This window comes from uncultured Alteromonas sp. (genome assembly GCF_963976965.1).
GTDB classification, from domain to species: Bacteria; Pseudomonadota; Gammaproteobacteria; order Enterobacterales; family Alteromonadaceae; genus Alteromonas; species Alteromonas naphthalenivorans.
Genome location: NZ_CAXBMP010000015.1, coordinates 1 through 15,180, shown reverse-complemented (window position 1 = coordinate 15,180; position 15,180 = coordinate 1). Strand labels below are relative to the sequence as shown.

Here is a 15,180-nt window from a genome sequence, read left to right as displayed (position 1 = left end):
CTAGACTGGAACCATCAAATATTAGTTATAAATAGGCTAGCAGCATAATCTAGTTTAGCGCTAATAGATGAATGTAACATTTTCACTAACCTTAACATTTGCACTAAATTCGGCAAAAGGAGTTTTACCATGAAAAACAAAGCAATTGCGTTAGCATTATTACTGTCTGTAGTAGGTTGTTCTGAGTCTAATAAAGAGGCAACGGAAGAAGCCAAAAAAGAAGCCATGATGGAAATGGAGAAGGCTGGCGACGAGGCAGCTGACGGCTACGAAGAAGGAAAAGAAAAAGCAGCTGATGCTTGGGATGAAACTAAAGACTCTGCATCAAGTACCTATGAAGATGGTAAAGACATGGCTTCTGATGCTTATGAAGACGGCAAAGACATGGCTTCCGATGCATATGAAGACGGCAAAGATATGGCCTCTGACGCGTACGAAGATGGTAAAGAAAAAAGTGCTGACATGATGGATGCTGGTGCTGAAAAAGTGCGTGAAGCATGTATCGCGATGAAGGAAAAAATGGGTGGTGACGTAAGCGAGTGTGATAGTAAAGACTAACTTACCGCCCCCAGCATTGTGTGTTTGCTACACTTTTTTACCAAACGCACAATGCTTTTCCCCTTATTCAGCTAATGACTCAATCAATTCGCCAAGCAACTTTATACTTTGTGTACGAACTTCCTGCGAGCCATCAATAAAATTGAACCGCAAACAATTTCGATATTTTCCAGTCGCTGAAAACATTTGCCCAGGGGCAACATAAATACCATGCTCTTTGGCTTTATCAGCCAGTTTAACCGCGTCGTATTTCGCATTTAATTCAACCCACAGTACGTATCCGCCTTGCGGATAACTTACGCACGTATCTTGTGGAAAATAGCGTTTAATATCAGCGCGAAGTGCGTCTCGTGCACTCAAATAATAATGGCGCATTGCCCGTATGTGCTTATCGTAACCGCCTTGTTCGATATAACTTGCTATGGCGAGCTGAGGCAATGTGGGGCACATGGAGCTGCTAACATACTTCGCATGAAGTACTTTGTTCCTGAAACTTCCAGGCGCTATCCACCCCACCCTAAACCCTGGTGCTAAGGTTTTGGAAAATGACGAACACAATAAAACCCGACCATCCTCATCAAACGATTTAACCGTTTTGGGGCGCGGGTAGGAATACGCGATGTCTCCGTAAATATCATCTTCAATAATGGCGACATCGTATTCTCTTGCCATATCGTAAAGTGCTTTTTTCTTATCATCGGGCATAACAAAGCCCTGAGGATTATTGACCGTTGGTGCTACCAATATGGCTTTTACCGGCCATTGATCTAGCGCCAGTTTCAATGCATCTAAACTCAGGCCAGTTTCAGAGTCTGTAGGTATTTCTAGTGCTTTTAAATTCGCACCTTTTATGGCTTGCATGGCACCGTAAAAGCCCGGTGACTCAACCACTATTACATCCCCTGCATTGGCCACCGCACGAAGGCATACCGATAATGCTTCTTGGCAACCTGATGTAACGATAAACTCATCCGACTGCAGTCTACAGCCCGAGGCAGCAGTAAGCCTGCTAAGCTGTTTTCTAAGGCTCTGATCACCTTTCACATCACCGTACACCATGCCATCAAGCGGCCTGTTCTTTGTTAACTCATGCAGGCGTTTTGTTAGTGGCTTTAGGGTTTTTGCGGTCATGTTAGGCATGGCGTGCTGGAACTGACATCGCGTTTCAATACCACTGTCTTTGTTAAACGTATTCAACAGCATGTTGAGTACATCTTCCCACTGAGACACATCCATCGGCCGTTGCGGCGGCTTAGTCATTTTGGGCGTGTTATTCAATGTGGTATTTGACGATACGAAATAGCCTGATTTAGGCTTCGCTTCAACGTACATTTGAGACTCTAGAACCCGATAGGCTTCTTGTACTGTAGCGATACTAACGTGGTGCTCTTTAGACAATTGCCTTACCGAGGGAAGTCTATCTCCTTGTTCAAATAGCCCACGATCTATTTGCGCTTTTAGTTCACAAGCAAGCGACTCATACAGTGTCATTCATTCTACTCGATACAGACAAAAACCATACAGATAACTATACCCTAACCTATCGCTATAACTTACCATACAGTTGCAATAATAAATGAGCATACAGTCATTGTTTCCTCTCATCTGTATGGCATATTTTTAGGGCTTTTGGCCCTAATACATACAAACTTTTAAATGTACCATTCTGTAGCGTTGTTTAGTAACGCCTATAAATTTGCAACTCAACCGTCGCTTATTGGCTTAAATAGAAGATTAGAGAAAAGGACCACCATGGAAACTTCGTTACTTTTTGCACTCGCTACCTTTGCTTTTGTTAGTACAGTAACGCCCGGGCCTAATAACTTAATGCTATTGGCATCTGGGGCGCAGTATGGTTATAAAAAATCGCTTCCACATATGTTTGGTATTGTTGTGGGCGTTGCAGGCTTAATGATAAGTACGCTGATGGGCGTGGGCGCACTTTTCACATTATTTCCCGCCTTGTATACCGTACTAAAAGTACTAGGCATAGCGTATTTGTTGTGGCTGGCCGTTAAAATTGCCACTGCCCCAACTGATGAAATTGAAATCAAGAAAACCACCCGCCAAGGACCACTAAAATGGTGGGAGGGCGCACTGTTTCAATTAATTAATCCTAAAGCGTGGATGATGGCATTGGCTAGCGTAGGCACATTTTCGGTTCCCGGTGAACACTACGCAGAATCGGGGCTTGCTATTGTTATGGCTTTTGCGCTTATTGGATTTCCGTGTATTTCTATTTGGGTCGCAGTTGGTGCAAAAATAAAAATTTGGCTTAGCTCGCCCATGCGCAGAAAGCGCTTCAACTTCACCATGGCAGCCGCCACGGCTGCTACATTGTTTTTGATTATTTAAAATAGGGAAGTGACGTGTGAGTATGTTATTGACTAGACGATGTACTCCCCCACGCTAACGCTCTGCTTAAAATGGTTTAGCCGCTTTGGGTTGCAAGTAAGCTAAGGATAACTTGCTACGGCTAAACCCGTTTTAACAAGCACTAAGGCGCGAAAAAGAAGCCTTTATCTACCCCACTAAAATTGTTTTTATGGTTCAACAAGTACTTTTTGTTCTTCGCGCCATCTATCAATCGTAAGATATTGTTCTGCGAGTCCTTGTTAGCCATGTTGCTAATACGAAACTTCAACTGCGTTACATTTTCTGGCATGCCCAGAATTTCAAAGATAAACACCGACAAATGATCATCGAGTTTTATTTTGCCCTCGCCCAAACGCAATTGGCTTGTGGTCACTTCTTGCGTTTTTTCACCTCGGCTAAAAGCCTTCACATCAAAGGCTTGTTTAATGTGGGCCACTAAACGTTGCTTATAAGCGGTGCTGCCTTTTGGTATTGCCTTGAGCTTAGCTTTATTGCTACTGCTGGCAATAAGCGATTGATCTATACCGTACAATGGCGTCATCACTTCATATATCCAGCGACCATCATCTAAATGGCGAATTTGAAAAGTGGCAATATTGCTATCGTGCGCATTACTTACGCCTGAAAACATCAATACACCAACCAATAAGATAAATTTAACTTTTTTACGCATATGCAGTACCCATAAGCCTTATGCCGATATATTTAAAGGCATAAGGCATCAACCCTTTACGTTTTAAACAGTGATGGCGATTGAACAGTCATGGTCATTGAACTGTAAAATCGTTTCTATCGACGTAACTTCCCATCAAACAGACCGGTACCGTTGGCGCCCCCGTTTCTAAGGCGTGGTAGTGGTATGCGCCATCTGGGAACTCTTCCGTGGCATGAGTATGACCATTACACTCATCAGTAGTGGCTACATCAGCAGGAAGGGTATTGGCGCCGTCAATCAAATCGTAAGCGGCGTAAATAGGAAAACCGTCTTTCGCTAAGCCAGCAAACGCCGCGTGATCTTCATACTCAATATAAGTATTGGTACAACTAATACCGTACAGATTTGTGAAGTTGTATTCTGGTGCATCGGACACGGTATTGATAGATTGAGGAATAAAGTGCCAGTGATAATATCCGGCAGGATCGGCATGGCCACCGCAATGATCTAACGCGGGGATATTTCCGCTACCCGTGCCACCAATACCGGCTTCAGCAGTCGTAACACTAGGCGGATCGCCTTTAATTGGAATACCATTAATACCTAAACCGATACTGCCAACGGTGGGAATATAATACGCTTCAGAGCGAAATTCTGGGGTGACGGGTATTAAATAGGTTACTGTTAAACTTGAATCGAAAGCCATAGACAAACAGTAACTGAAGTCGCCACCGCCACCGGAGCGAATATTCCCATCTTCATCAACAATATCGTAGCCGTCTGCGTCCATTCCTTGCGCCGCATCAACGAGCGACTGAAAGCCAGGATTGGTTTCACCGTCGTAAACTCCTAAACCGGCTTCAATTCTAGGGGTAGAAATGGAATCGGGGCAATAAGGCCCAACGGTCCCCTCGCCTTCGGTATCACCCACGGTATTGGCTGCAAAGGTTAGTTCATAACAGGTGGTTTCGCTGCCGTTTTCAAGAGTACAGCTCACTTCGTTCTCGGTAAGTGGTAATACGGTAAATAAATCAACGTTGTAGTACGTAGTGACCGCGTCATCCACTGGGTCGTCTGCAGAATCATCTTGAGTATCATCGTCAGCACTGACCTCATCCACAACACTTGTATCATCACTTGACCCACCACAACCCACTAAGGTTACAGAGAATATGAACGCCATTAGAAACCATTTAATACTATGCATATTGGCAAACCTTTTTACTCCCAAAATGAGATGTTATGCCTAATTTTTTTGTTTTGGGAGTATGAAAGGAAAACTTCACAGTAATTGCACATTTCGTCAGTGCTGTAATGCACATAAATGAGTGGTGCCTTAGTAAGATATGATGACTGCAACGTCGGATAAATACCTCCACCATAGCGACATTCTGGCGTGAGCACTTATCGGTAGCGAGAGCACTTATAGGTAAGGGTTTTCGCCCATAGCAACGGCAACGCAAAACAATCGCAAATCTAATTCTAACTGATGGTATTGCGGCTCCATATAACAGCAAAGTTGATAGAAACTTTTGTTATGGTCTTTTTCTTTAAAGTGAGCGAGTTCATGTACCACTAGCGCTTTTAATAAAGGCTCGGGGGCGTGCAATAAGTCGCTGTTAATGGCTAAGTCATGCTTACGTGTTTTGCCCTGCATTCGATAGGTATGTGTACCCAACGCATTCGTGACCATATCACCTTGCTTTTTAAACGCCGCCCGCCCAAAAGGTGGCGCGTTTTTTATGTAACGGTTTTTTAGGTCGGTTGCATAATTATAAAGTAACTTGTCGGTCGTTATAGTATGCACATTGGGGTACTTTTTAACGAGGTAATGGCTTAACTTATTTTCGGCTATTAGTTGCAGTGCTTGCTCAACAACGGTCTGTGGGTAGCCATTAAAATATCGTGCGTATTCACTCACTTTACTTTCTCCTTAGTACGCACAATTATAAAGGAATTCAAAAGTAGGGTTTAAGCCTTTTTTGGAATTAGGGTCGGAATGAGGCTCAGAGTACTTTAATTCTGCTAACCGTATGTAAATCTGGAGACTATAACGCAAAGGTTTACACGCCGGAGTCAGGTACGTTGACTCTTAGGTGATAATGTACTCTGCCCCCTTTATGTCCCGCTATTTAAAGTACTGCTCCTCTTGGGTCGGTAAACGAAGAATATGAAGTTCTTCTTTCTGGAAGCTCTGGTTGATGTAGCCCTTATCCGCAAAGTCCTGCAATATTTCTGGGCATGGGTATTCACCCCACTTTTGTTTATAGCGCCCTGCATTAGAAACAAAGTCGATTAGATGATTTACGGGGCATCGATAATTTTCGCGCTCTTTAATAAAGGTGATCAGATCTATACGTTCAATATCAAGATTCGCATTTATACATGTTTGAAAGAAGTCTTCATCATTCAGGCCATATCCTCGATATCCCTCATCGAAACCGCCAATACGCTTTAAATCGTCGGTTCCAATGCAAAAAAGTGTACTATTTTGTCGAATACTAAAAGCGCAGTCAGAGCCATTCTCCTTTGTTTCGGGATTATTGTTAGTGTGCTCAATTAAATCGGAATAATCGGTAAGGCTTATATCTTCTGAAACACATGATATTTTGCTGGTTATAACACGAGATTGAGACCATGAGTTTTGCAAGCACTTAAATAGCTGAGGTGAAAATATGCTCTCAACGTTCATAAACAAACACAGAGAAGATGTAGCTGCTGCTAACCCTCTATTTCGCGCCCCCGCAATATCTAATTCTTCACAGTTATCAAACCGATGAACAATGTTAAATACCTCACTTTTGTAAAGCGAGTGTTCTGAAGGCCTTCCCATCCAGACCACGATTAATTCGCGGGGTGGTAGCTCCGCCTTTTCAAGTCGATTTACGAATGCGGTAAATGCCTCTATGCGGGATTTCACTGTGATGATGACACTAATTGAAGAATGTTGATTCATGAGAAGTCTCTGATAGGCCAGAACAAATATATAAACGAGCAAAGGGCATACCCATATTAATTCACTACTAATCAAGGTGTTGCAAAAAAGACAGCGATAGCATATGAAATTTTTGTAATGTTAGGGGAAAGTTTTACGTACTCACTCTTACTAGCGACGTTTTCGCTTCCTATTTTCCACATATGATATTTTGGCGTCATTAAGATAATTTGAGCGGTTGGTAAATTGAACAATATTTGCGTTCTACCACTATATAATCATAACTCGGTTTCTAGAGCAGGCTCATAGCTCTGCATCGGTCTACATGATTCGCCTTTCTCTGAATTAGTACACTGATACTCTACGCAATACGGGGCTTTAAATAGAAAGGAAAAATGACAAGGAGGGGTAACACTTGAACCAGTTAAATCTTGCCTTAATAACTATTGGCGCGGTTGTCTTAACGTTAGGCATGCTTACGCGAGTGATAAATCGTTCTTACCTTTCCATGCCACTTCTCGCGTTTATTGTAGGTGTTGTCCTCGGCCCAATAGGCACTAGCATACTAACCCCTGATTTATGGGGCGATAGTAATAAACTCCTTGAAGAATGCGCTCGCGTTACAATCGGCATCAGTCTAATGGCAATAGCGCTGCGGATTCCTAGAAACTACTTATTCGACCATAAAAAATCGTTCTTTCTGTTGCTAGGTGCAGGAATGCCTGCAATGTTTTTTCTCAGCAGCTTAATGGCACACTGGATATTAGGGGTACCTCTACTTATTGCGCTTCTAATTGGCGCGGCTATCTGCCCTACCGATCCCGTGGTCGCAAGTTCAATCGTTACCGGCGGATTAGCGCGAAAACACCTGCCAGATCGATTCCGCTATGGCCTGTCTACTGAATCAGCCATAAATGACGGTTTGGCTTACCCCCTAGTGCTATTACCAATTCTGTTGTTGACGCCAGCATAACATAGCCCTTGGCTAACTTGGGGGCTGCGAGTAGTGTTGTGGGAGATTGGTGGCGCTATTGTACTAGGGGCGTTATTAGGCTGGATTGTCGGCAAGTCGCTGTTATTAGCTGAACACAAAAAAACCCTCGACCATTCAGCTTTTTTGGCTACCACCTTGGCATTGACGCTGCTGACATTAGGCGTCGCTAAATTCCTATCCACCGATAGTGTCTTAGCGGTATTCGTTGCAGGTATGGTTTTCAGTCAGCTGGTAGGCGGTTCAGATAGAGCGAAAGAAGACAAAGTACAAGAAACCGTTAATCTTTTTTTCACCCTTCCTATTTTCATATTTTTAGGCTTAATGTTACCTATAGATAGTTGGTTTGAGCTTGGGTGGGACGGCGTGTGGTTTGCGCTGGCCATTCTACTTGTTAGGCGCATACCGGTTATTATTGCGCTCTCTACTTTTCTTCCTATATGGAACAATTGGAAGTTAGCCCTATTAGCTGGGCATTTCGGCCCTATAGGGATCTCTGCGCTATTCTACGGTATGGTAATCTTAGATAAGAGTGGACATGATATCGCGTGGACGGCGGGTAGTTTGGTTATTACCGCTTCACTAATTGTTCACGGAGTAACAGCGGCACCTTTGGCTAAACTCTGGGCAGTTAAGAAAGAAGATAAGGAATAATGGCTATAAAAAGGAGAGTACTACTCAGTTCTCCTTGAGTAAGCTCTCCTTGAAGTATATCTTTTTTGCTAGATTACACCGGATCGACTAATGATAATGTTTACAGCAATCCACTATAGATTTCGCCGTATCGCTACTCTCACACTTACTGGCGATATCACCTACCGATACTACCCCAACTAATTGCTTATTTTCTTCACTATCTAATACTACAAGACGTTGAACCTCATTTTTGCTCATATTCCCTAATACAGTATCGGTGTCGTCGTCTTTGAAACAATAGAGGACAGGCTCACTTAAAATAGAGGAAATGCTGTCATCTAAGCTGACTCCCTTTGCCACTGCATTTACAACTAAATCTCTGTCAGTCACGATACCAACCAGTTTATCGTTGTTGTAGACAGGCATAAGGCCAGCCTTCATTTCGGCCATTTTTTTTGCTGTTTCCATCACTGTGGTATTAGAAGGTAGTATTTCGGTATTGTTAGTCATAACTTCATGTATATACATTCATCTTGCTCCTTTTGGTTGAAGCTTGGCGAACGCCAAGCTCTCTTTTACTATGCAAGTGTTCTACCAGTATCAAAGCCAGTTTGATAAGGGGTTCGGCGCCTTAAAAAACCAAAGTTATGTAGAAAATACATTTTTTACGTAAAGATTATAGTTATGGACGACAACTCGCTTCAAAAATTTGGTTCCATTACTGACTTCAAAAACCGGCGCCCATAAAAGCAGCTCGCCATAGCCCGTTCATGAACTTGCAAAATCGCTTTTTCCAATAACGTATCGTAAAAACAGTAAGCACTGGCATGAATCCCGCAATTCTCTCCGTGTATCCTTAAGCTTGCTATTGGCGTGCAGAAGTCTCACTTCATATAGCGACAATAAGTTTAGGGAACTGAAATTCTATTTATGAACTTTGAAAATTAGGAGAATATTATGTTACCTGAGGAATACCGCGAATGTGTTGATGCTTGTAATCGCTGTGCAGATGCTTGCGACCACTGCTCTACTGCCTGTTTGGAAGAAGACAATATAGCCGAAATGGCGGAGTGTATACGTTTAGATATGGACTGTGCTGCCCTATGCCGATTCGCTGCCGCTGCAATGGCGCGTGGCAGTAAGTTCGCCCCACAAATATGTAAGCTCTGCGCAGAAATATGCGATGCGTGTGCGAAAGAATGTGGTAAACATGAAGCACCACATTGCCAAGCTTGCGCTAAAGCGTGTAGCGAATGTGCTGAAAGCTGCCGTGCAATGGCTGCCTAAACCCAAAAATGGTGGCAGAGTACCTTTTCACTTACGTCTTCACCTACGTCGAAATCTAGATTCTTCGGCAGACGGAAACAGCGTACTCCGCCCCTATTTCTCTACAAGCTGCTGGTTACTGAAACGGCTGTTTTGCCTAGTAGGTTATATGCTTGCTCTGTTTTTTCATGGGAAGGACTATTGACTACTACTACCCACTTGCCTTCTCGGGTGGCGTTTCTAGCCTGATCCACCACACCATCCTGATCTGGCCTAAGGGATATAAAGCCTGCAATCATTAACCCACCAAACAAACCCAATATTGAAAGCGCTAGTGTGGTCATCATGGGGCTATCTTGTGTATAGCTTGGCCCAATAAAAGATAAAATTGCAGCGATGACAACACCGACAACAACGCCGACTATGCCCATCGCGATATGAGCTTTGAGCATAAAAAAGCCGACCTGGCTGTCCTTATTCTCTATCTTCTGGTCAAACTGAGTGTCGTGAGGATTTAAAATGTTGACCTCATCAGGCTTCAACGCAGCTTTTTCTCGTACCGACTCGGCGGCAGTTTTGGCGCTAGTTTCATCGGTATAGATGGCGCAGACTTTTCCTCTGATCTCATTACTCATAATGTTTCCTTTTTGTAACGCTCAGCATTAGGTTAACGAACTCGGACTAACTTCAGTTATAAAATAAGAATTGCAAAACTCATTCCCTTAAAAGAAATTACCGATAAAAGCTGTTGTGAAGCTGTTAGAAATACTCAACAGGCCCCCTTAATTAAGTGAATTTAAGTAAACGCGAAAAGGCACCGTTATACATATAGTGCTGACAAATTTACCGTGAAATTGCAAAAATTACTTATTTCCTACTCCCTACCTTACGAATTCAAAATGGTGTGGATGGCACTTAAACAAGTAGAAAATTTAAACACAGCGGGCAAAGTTCGTGGCTTTCAGACAAGCCCTCGTTTTTATTTATCTATAGATGCTGTGTTGGCGCGTTTTACGCTTAATGATGGGTTCATATTACAACTCTACTGAGAGCTCAAATGCCACAGCATAATCCCCCTCCTATGGGTTTAAGCAAGTTAGATAAAGGCTACAAAGTTTGTGTTTGGGCGCCGCATGCGGCTAGCGTATCCATACATGGAGAATTTGACGACTGGAGTGACGACGGACTTGCGCTATCTAAAGAAGACGGTGGGGTATGGGCTGCAAACGTACCAGAGCTAAAAAACAATCAGCAATACCAATTTCTTATTACTACCGAATCTGGCGACGTATTAAAGCGCAACGATCCTAGGGCTCGATTGCTTACCAACAGTGTCGGAGCCTCAATTGTTTATGATGATGACTATCATTGGCCTGATGCTCCCTTCTCTATGCCCGACAAAAAGTCGCTGGTTATTTATGAACTGCACATAGGCACATTTAACTGCAAAGAAAGAGACGAAAATGGAACGCCGAATAAGCCTGGCACATTTGATAGTGCTATCGAAAAATTAGATTACCTTGCAGAACTCGGTATTAACTGTATTGAATTGATGCCCGTTAATGAATTTGCAGGTGACTTCAGCTGGGGTTACAACCCTGCCTACCCGTTTGCGGTTGAAGAAGCTTACGGTGGACCAAATGGCTTGAAAGACTTTGTTCGCGAAGCTCATGCACGAGGTATCGCCGTAGTATTAGATGTGGTTTACAACCACTTTGGACCAAGTGATCTTCACCTTTGGCAATTCGATGGCTGGTCTGAAAACAATAAAGGCGGTATTTACTTTTACAATGACTGGCGTAGTGACACCCCGTGGGGCGATACAAGACCAGATTATGGCCGACCAGAAGTGCGCCAATACATTTTTGATAATGCAATGATGTGGCTAGATGAATACAGACTAGATGGCTTGCGTATGGACATGATCCCCTATATGCGTTCTGTATCTGGTTCAGAAACCCCAGAAGACTCCATTGAAGAGGCTTATGATTTAATTCGCTGGATAAACAGCGAAATACAGCAACGTCACCCAGAAAAAATCGTCGTTGCCGAAGATCTTCACGGAAATGACTTCGTCACCAATTCCACAGAAGACGGTGGGCTTGGTTACACGGCACAATGGGATGCACACTTTGTCCATCCAATACGAGATGTTTTAACCCAGCCAGACGACGAGAATAGAGATATTGCTACCGTCCAAAAAGCGCTTACACAGCAATACTCCGAAGACCCTTTTCGCCGCGTGATTTACGTGGAATCCCATGATGAAGTGGCAAACGGTAGCGCGCGTTTAGCAGAAGAAATAGCTCCTGGTAACGTGGATAAAGACTATTTCGCTCGTCAACGTTCTGTAATAGCTGCAGCACTTACCCTCACAGCGCCTGGTATACCCATGTTATTCCAAGGCCAAGAGTTGCTAGAAGATCTCTGGTTTGATGATATGGACCCTCTAGATTGGTCGAGAGAACAGAATTTTCCTCAGTTACACAAAGCCTACAAAGCCTTAATCGCGTTACGCAAGGGTAGCCCAAGCTTACATAGTAATGAAGTAACAGTGACGCACTTCGATAAAGACAATGGCGTACTGGCCTACATCCGAGGCGATAACGGCGATGATGATACAAACCAAGCCGGAAACGACAAGGTAATGATGGTCATAAACTTTAAGGATCAAGCACACGATAATTACGAAATACCCAACCTAAACAAAGGTAAATGGCATTGTATTTTTAATTGGTACGGGGGATATCACGATCCAAGCGACTTTTCATTTTTGAATGATACCGCTGATGAAGAACATAATGATCATGAAAAAGATGATGATCATGAGGAAAATAGTGATCGTGAAGGAAATAGTAACGCCATGCTTTACCTGGAAGCCTATCAAGTCTTAATTTTTCAGCTTAATCATTAACAAAGGCAAACGCACTACAAGAAAATCAGGTGCTAATGCTACGGTAAACGATAAAGAAATCGCGCTTAGTTTAGCCGTAAATTTCTCATAAACTAACCGCATTTCTCAATTCACTAATCTAAGTAATTGTTACACCCACCGTGAAATGATTTCATTTTGCGGAGGGCTTCCCCCTTAATTCGCCCGAAATTACCGTTAATTCAAGATGGTGCGTGCTTTGCATTGCATTGGCTTACTTGAGTCATCTTTAAGTGAGTAAAACGGATTGTTCTGACATAACGTTGATTTTAGATTTGCCATGAACTTAATTCTACGCTCTTCGTTCCACCTTGAAAAAAGGAAACGGTAAAATGCCTTCCTCCTCAAACCATCGCATCTCTAATTGGCTGCTAAGAATATTCTCAGTAGTAAGCTTTTTTATCGGGTTATATTTAGCAGTAGGCGGAGCTTGGCTAGCTATAGAGGGCGGCTCCTATTACTACCTTATTGCAGGGGCTACGTTAATATTAACGAGCCTCTTACTATATTTCCGTCAACGTTTGGGCTTATGGCTTTTTGCCCTTTTATTCTTGGGTACCCTTGGCTGGACTATTTGGGAATCAGGCTTAGATTACTGGCGCTGGGTACCGCGCATGGGTGTACCTGTTCTACTGGGGTTAATTCTTGCGCTTCTACTTCCAAGCTTTAACATTTCGAGACGAACGAGTTTTTCTCTTGCCGGCGCATTTTTAGTTATTTTTGTAGGTGCCTTTTGTATGGCGTTCGTGCCGACTAACTGGACTCATAACGCTACCACTGCAGAGGCAGGAAGTAGTTCGATAAAACTCGGTAGGGGTAACGGGCTTGGCGATATTAGCGATGATGATTGGCCGGTGTATGGGCGAGATAACAATGCCAGTCGGTATTCACCAATAACCGATATAACTCCTGAAAACGTTTCTTCGTTAAAACGGGCATGGCAATACAGAACAAGAGATATCCCCTCTAAGCGATATGGCGCTGAAACCACACCCATTAAAATCGACGACAAACTATATTTGTGTTCAGCAAGAAACCAATTAATTGCTTTAAGCGCTGAGAGCGGTGAGGAAATATGGCGTTATGATCCCAAAGTTGCCGACGAAGACATACCTTATACTGCAGCCTGTAGAGGCGTCGCCTATTACAAGGTACCAAATAGCAATAACCCATCTACCACGCAAGCCTGCAATGAACGAATAGTGAGCGGAACGTTAGATGGAAGGATCATCGAAGTCGATGCACAGTCGGGTAAGCCCTGTCTCGATTTTGGTAATCAGGGTGAGGTCGATATTAAAAAAAATATGGGAAAAACCCCCAGTGGATTTGTAGCGATTACCGGCGTTCCCGTTATTGTTCAGGGGGTTATTATAACAGGTCATCAAGTATTAGATGGCCAAAAACGTTATGCCCCATCAGGCGTTATAAAAGGGTTTGATGTGCAAACTGGTGAGCTTCGCTGGGCATGGGACATGGAAAAGCCTTACATCACCAAACTACCGCCAGAGGGGGAAACCTATACCAGAGGTACGCCAAACATGTGGACCTCAGCCACCGGCGATAATGATTTAGGTCTTGCTTATTTGCCCATGGGTAACTCGTCTGCCGACTACTGGAGTAGCTCACGCACTTCTGAAGAACTCAAATACTCAACCTCGCTAGTGGCGATGGACGTTAATACGGGAAAACCTGCTTGGTCATTCCAAACTGTTCACAAAGACGTTTGGGACTACGATTTGGGCTCTCAAGTTAGCCTTATAGACTACCCTACTGATAACGGACCTATACCTGCAGTTGTGCTACCAAGTAAGCAGGGTGATATTTATGTATTAAACAGAGAAACCGGTGAACTACTGACGGGCGTAGAAGACCGCAAGGTCCCAACTGGTGGTGTAGGGCCAGAGAAGCGTTCTAGCACCCAGCCATTCTCAACATTTCACACGCTTCGTAAACCGGACCTAACCGCCAGAGACATGTGGGGCGTGACCATGTTTGACCAACTGGCTTGCCGAATTCAATTTCAAAAAGCCAGCTATAAGGGCATTTATACCCCACCAACCACAGATCAACACTGGATCCAATATCCCGGGTACAACGGCGGCTCCGATTGGGGAAGCGTAGCAATCGATCCTTCTCGAGGCGTACTCATTGCCAATTATAATGACATGCCGAATTTTAACCGACTGGTTAGCCGCGAAGAAGCGAACGAGCGAGGCTGGAAACCACGAGATGAAATGGAGCATGATGAGGGTGGTCCGGAAGGTGCCGGTGACCCTCAACAAGGCACCCCTTACGCCGTGGATGTGAATGCGGGATGGCGCTTAGGGTTTACAGAATTATTATGCAAGCAACCTCCTTACGGTGGTATACGTGCTATAAGCTTGGAAGATGGCAGTACATTGTGGGATCGCCCACTAGGTACAGCGCGAAATAACGGTCCTTTTGGATTTGCCTCAGGTCTACCGCTAACTATAGGTACGCCCAATAATGGCGGAAGTGTTGTTACAAAAAGCGGTTTAATTTTTATCGCAGCAGCCACCGATAACCTTATTCGCGCTATAGATATCAATACCGGGGAAACAGTTTGGCAAGACGCGTTACCCGCAGGCGGGCAAGCGAACCCAATGATGTATCGTGAAAATGGAAAAAGTTACTTGGTCATCGTTGCTGCCGGCCACCACTTTATGGAGACACCACCAGGGGATTATGTCATTGCGTACGCACTAGACCAGTAGCAGAAATTGGGTCAGATTACATTTTTAGTTAATTTACTCTGACCCTGAGGGATCCCCACGAATTTAATTTCATGTACCTCCACCCCAGGCTTCGTC

At 43.8% G+C, this 15,180-nt stretch carries 12 protein-coding genes and 1 pseudogene; 6 read left to right on the top strand and 7 right to left on the bottom strand.

Translation table 11 applies throughout. The features are described 5' to 3' along the window. Window positions 1–129: 129 nt before the first annotated feature. Window positions 130–558: a hypothetical protein gene (locus tag AAC006_RS12540; RefSeq protein ID WP_013783046.1), complete on the top strand. Its 429-nt coding sequence runs from the start codon at window positions 130–132 to the stop codon at window positions 556–558. Window positions 559–621: 63 nt separating this feature from the next. Here the strand turns inward: AAC006_RS12540 and AAC006_RS12535 are convergent, their stop codons facing one another. Next, entirely contained in the window at window positions 622–2,049 is a 1,428-nt protein-coding gene (locus AAC006_RS12535; protein ID WP_126871568.1) for a PLP-dependent aminotransferase family protein, read from the bottom strand. 261 nt (window positions 2,050–2,310) lie between these two features. Here AAC006_RS12535 and AAC006_RS12530 point away from each other — a divergent pair, with 261 nt between their 5' ends. Then, window positions 2,311–2,913, top strand: coding sequence for a LysE family translocator (locus tag AAC006_RS12530; protein WP_041452715.1), 603 nt, complete (start codon window positions 2,311–2,313; stop codon window positions 2,911–2,913). A gap of 142 nt (window positions 2,914–3,055) precedes the next feature. Here AAC006_RS12530 and AAC006_RS12525 read toward each other — a convergent pair whose 3' ends face one another. The 4 genes from AAC006_RS12525 to AAC006_RS12510 form a co-directional block, all read right to left on the bottom strand. Then, on the bottom strand, window positions 3,056–3,607 hold the full coding sequence (locus tag AAC006_RS12525) for a hypothetical protein (protein WP_013783043.1): 552 nt from the start codon (window positions 3,605–3,607) through the stop codon (window positions 3,056–3,058). Window positions 3,608–3,701: 94 nt separating this feature from the next. After that, window positions 3,702–4,796: a YHYH protein gene (locus tag AAC006_RS12520; RefSeq protein ID WP_339891518.1), complete on the bottom strand. Its 1,095-nt coding sequence runs from the start codon at window positions 4,794–4,796 to the stop codon at window positions 3,702–3,704. A 216-nt stretch (window positions 4,797–5,012) separates the two neighbouring features. After that, on the bottom strand, window positions 5,013–5,510 hold the full coding sequence (locus AAC006_RS12515; protein ID WP_013783041.1) for a YgjP-like metallopeptidase domain-containing protein: 498 nt from the start codon (window positions 5,508–5,510) through the stop codon (window positions 5,013–5,015). A gap of 207 nt (window positions 5,511–5,717) precedes the next feature. Next, the gene (locus AAC006_RS12510) at window positions 5,718–6,545 is read right to left on the bottom strand and encodes a galactosyltransferase-related protein (protein ID WP_013783040.1); all 828 of its coding nucleotides are present in this window, start codon (window positions 6,543–6,545) and stop codon (window positions 5,718–5,720) included. 394 nt (window positions 6,546–6,939) lie between these two features. Between AAC006_RS12510 and AAC006_RS12505 the strand changes: the two are divergent. Next, window positions 6,940–8,169 (top strand): annotated as a pseudogene (locus AAC006_RS12505) (sodium:proton antiporter). Between the two features lie 87 nt (window positions 8,170–8,256). On the opposite strand, the gene AAC006_RS12500 reads toward AAC006_RS12505, so the two are convergent. Then, the gene (locus AAC006_RS12500) at window positions 8,257–8,679 is read right to left on the bottom strand and encodes a CBS domain-containing protein (RefSeq protein ID WP_013783038.1); all 423 of its coding nucleotides are present in this window, start codon (window positions 8,677–8,679) and stop codon (window positions 8,257–8,259) included. 429 nt (window positions 8,680–9,108) lie between these two features. On the opposite strand from AAC006_RS12500, the gene AAC006_RS12495 reads away from it, so the two are divergent. After that, window positions 9,109–9,438, top strand: a complete 330-nt coding sequence (locus tag AAC006_RS12495; RefSeq protein ID WP_013783037.1) for a four-helix bundle copper-binding protein — start codon at window positions 9,109–9,111, stop codon at window positions 9,436–9,438. A gap of 101 nt (window positions 9,439–9,539) precedes the next feature. On the opposite strand, the gene AAC006_RS12490 is transcribed toward AAC006_RS12495, so the two are convergent. After that, window positions 9,540–10,052 (bottom strand): hypothetical protein, encoded by a 513-nt coding sequence (locus AAC006_RS12490; RefSeq protein ID WP_126873722.1) that lies wholly within the window; start codon window positions 10,050–10,052, stop codon window positions 9,540–9,542. A gap of 422 nt (window positions 10,053–10,474) precedes the next feature. On the opposite strand from AAC006_RS12490, the gene AAC006_RS12485 reads away from it, so the two are divergent. Further along, window positions 10,475–12,331 (top strand): alpha-amylase family glycosyl hydrolase, encoded by a 1,857-nt coding sequence (locus AAC006_RS12485; protein WP_339891515.1) that lies wholly within the window; start codon window positions 10,475–10,477, stop codon window positions 12,329–12,331. Between the two features lie 350 nt (window positions 12,332–12,681). Further along, window positions 12,682–15,084 (top strand): membrane-bound PQQ-dependent dehydrogenase, glucose/quinate/shikimate family, encoded by a 2,403-nt coding sequence (locus tag AAC006_RS12480; RefSeq protein ID WP_185864198.1) that lies wholly within the window; start codon window positions 12,682–12,684, stop codon window positions 15,082–15,084. Window positions 15,085–15,180 lie beyond the last annotated feature (96 nt).

What these genes read in the sequence shown, in the direction of transcription:
- AAC006_RS12485 (WP_339891515.1), top strand. Translation starts at nt 10,475, where the DNA reads ATGCCACAGCATAATCCCCCTCCTATGGGTTTAAGCAAGTTAGATAAA.
- AAC006_RS12500 (WP_013783038.1), bottom strand. Translation starts at nt 8,679, where the DNA reads ATGTATATACATGAAGTTATGACTAACAATACCGAAATACTACCTTCT.
- AAC006_RS12480 (WP_185864198.1), top strand. Translation starts at nt 12,682, where the DNA reads ATGCCTTCCTCCTCAAACCATCGCATCTCTAATTGGCTGCTAAGAATA.
- AAC006_RS12495 (WP_013783037.1), top strand. Translation starts at nt 9,109, where the DNA reads ATGTTACCTGAGGAATACCGCGAATGTGTTGATGCTTGTAATCGCTGT.
- AAC006_RS12510 (WP_013783040.1), bottom strand. Translation starts at nt 6,545, where the DNA reads ATGAATCAACATTCTTCAATTAGTGTCATCATCACAGTGAAATCCCGC.
- AAC006_RS12525 (WP_013783043.1), bottom strand. Translation starts at nt 3,607, where the DNA reads ATGCGTAAAAAAGTTAAATTTATCTTATTGGTTGGTGTATTGATGTTT.
- AAC006_RS12530 (WP_041452715.1), top strand. Translation starts at nt 2,311, where the DNA reads ATGGAAACTTCGTTACTTTTTGCACTCGCTACCTTTGCTTTTGTTAGT.
- AAC006_RS12540 (WP_013783046.1), top strand. Translation starts at nt 130, where the DNA reads ATGAAAAACAAAGCAATTGCGTTAGCATTATTACTGTCTGTAGTAGGT.
- AAC006_RS12490 (WP_126873722.1), bottom strand. Translation starts at nt 10,052, where the DNA reads ATGAGTAATGAGATCAGAGGAAAAGTCTGCGCCATCTATACCGATGAA.
- AAC006_RS12520 (WP_339891518.1), bottom strand. Translation starts at nt 4,796, where the DNA reads ATGCATAGTATTAAATGGTTTCTAATGGCGTTCATATTCTCTGTAACC.
- AAC006_RS12535 (WP_126871568.1), bottom strand. Translation starts at nt 2,049, where the DNA reads ATGACACTGTATGAGTCGCTTGCTTGTGAACTAAAAGCGCAAATAGAT.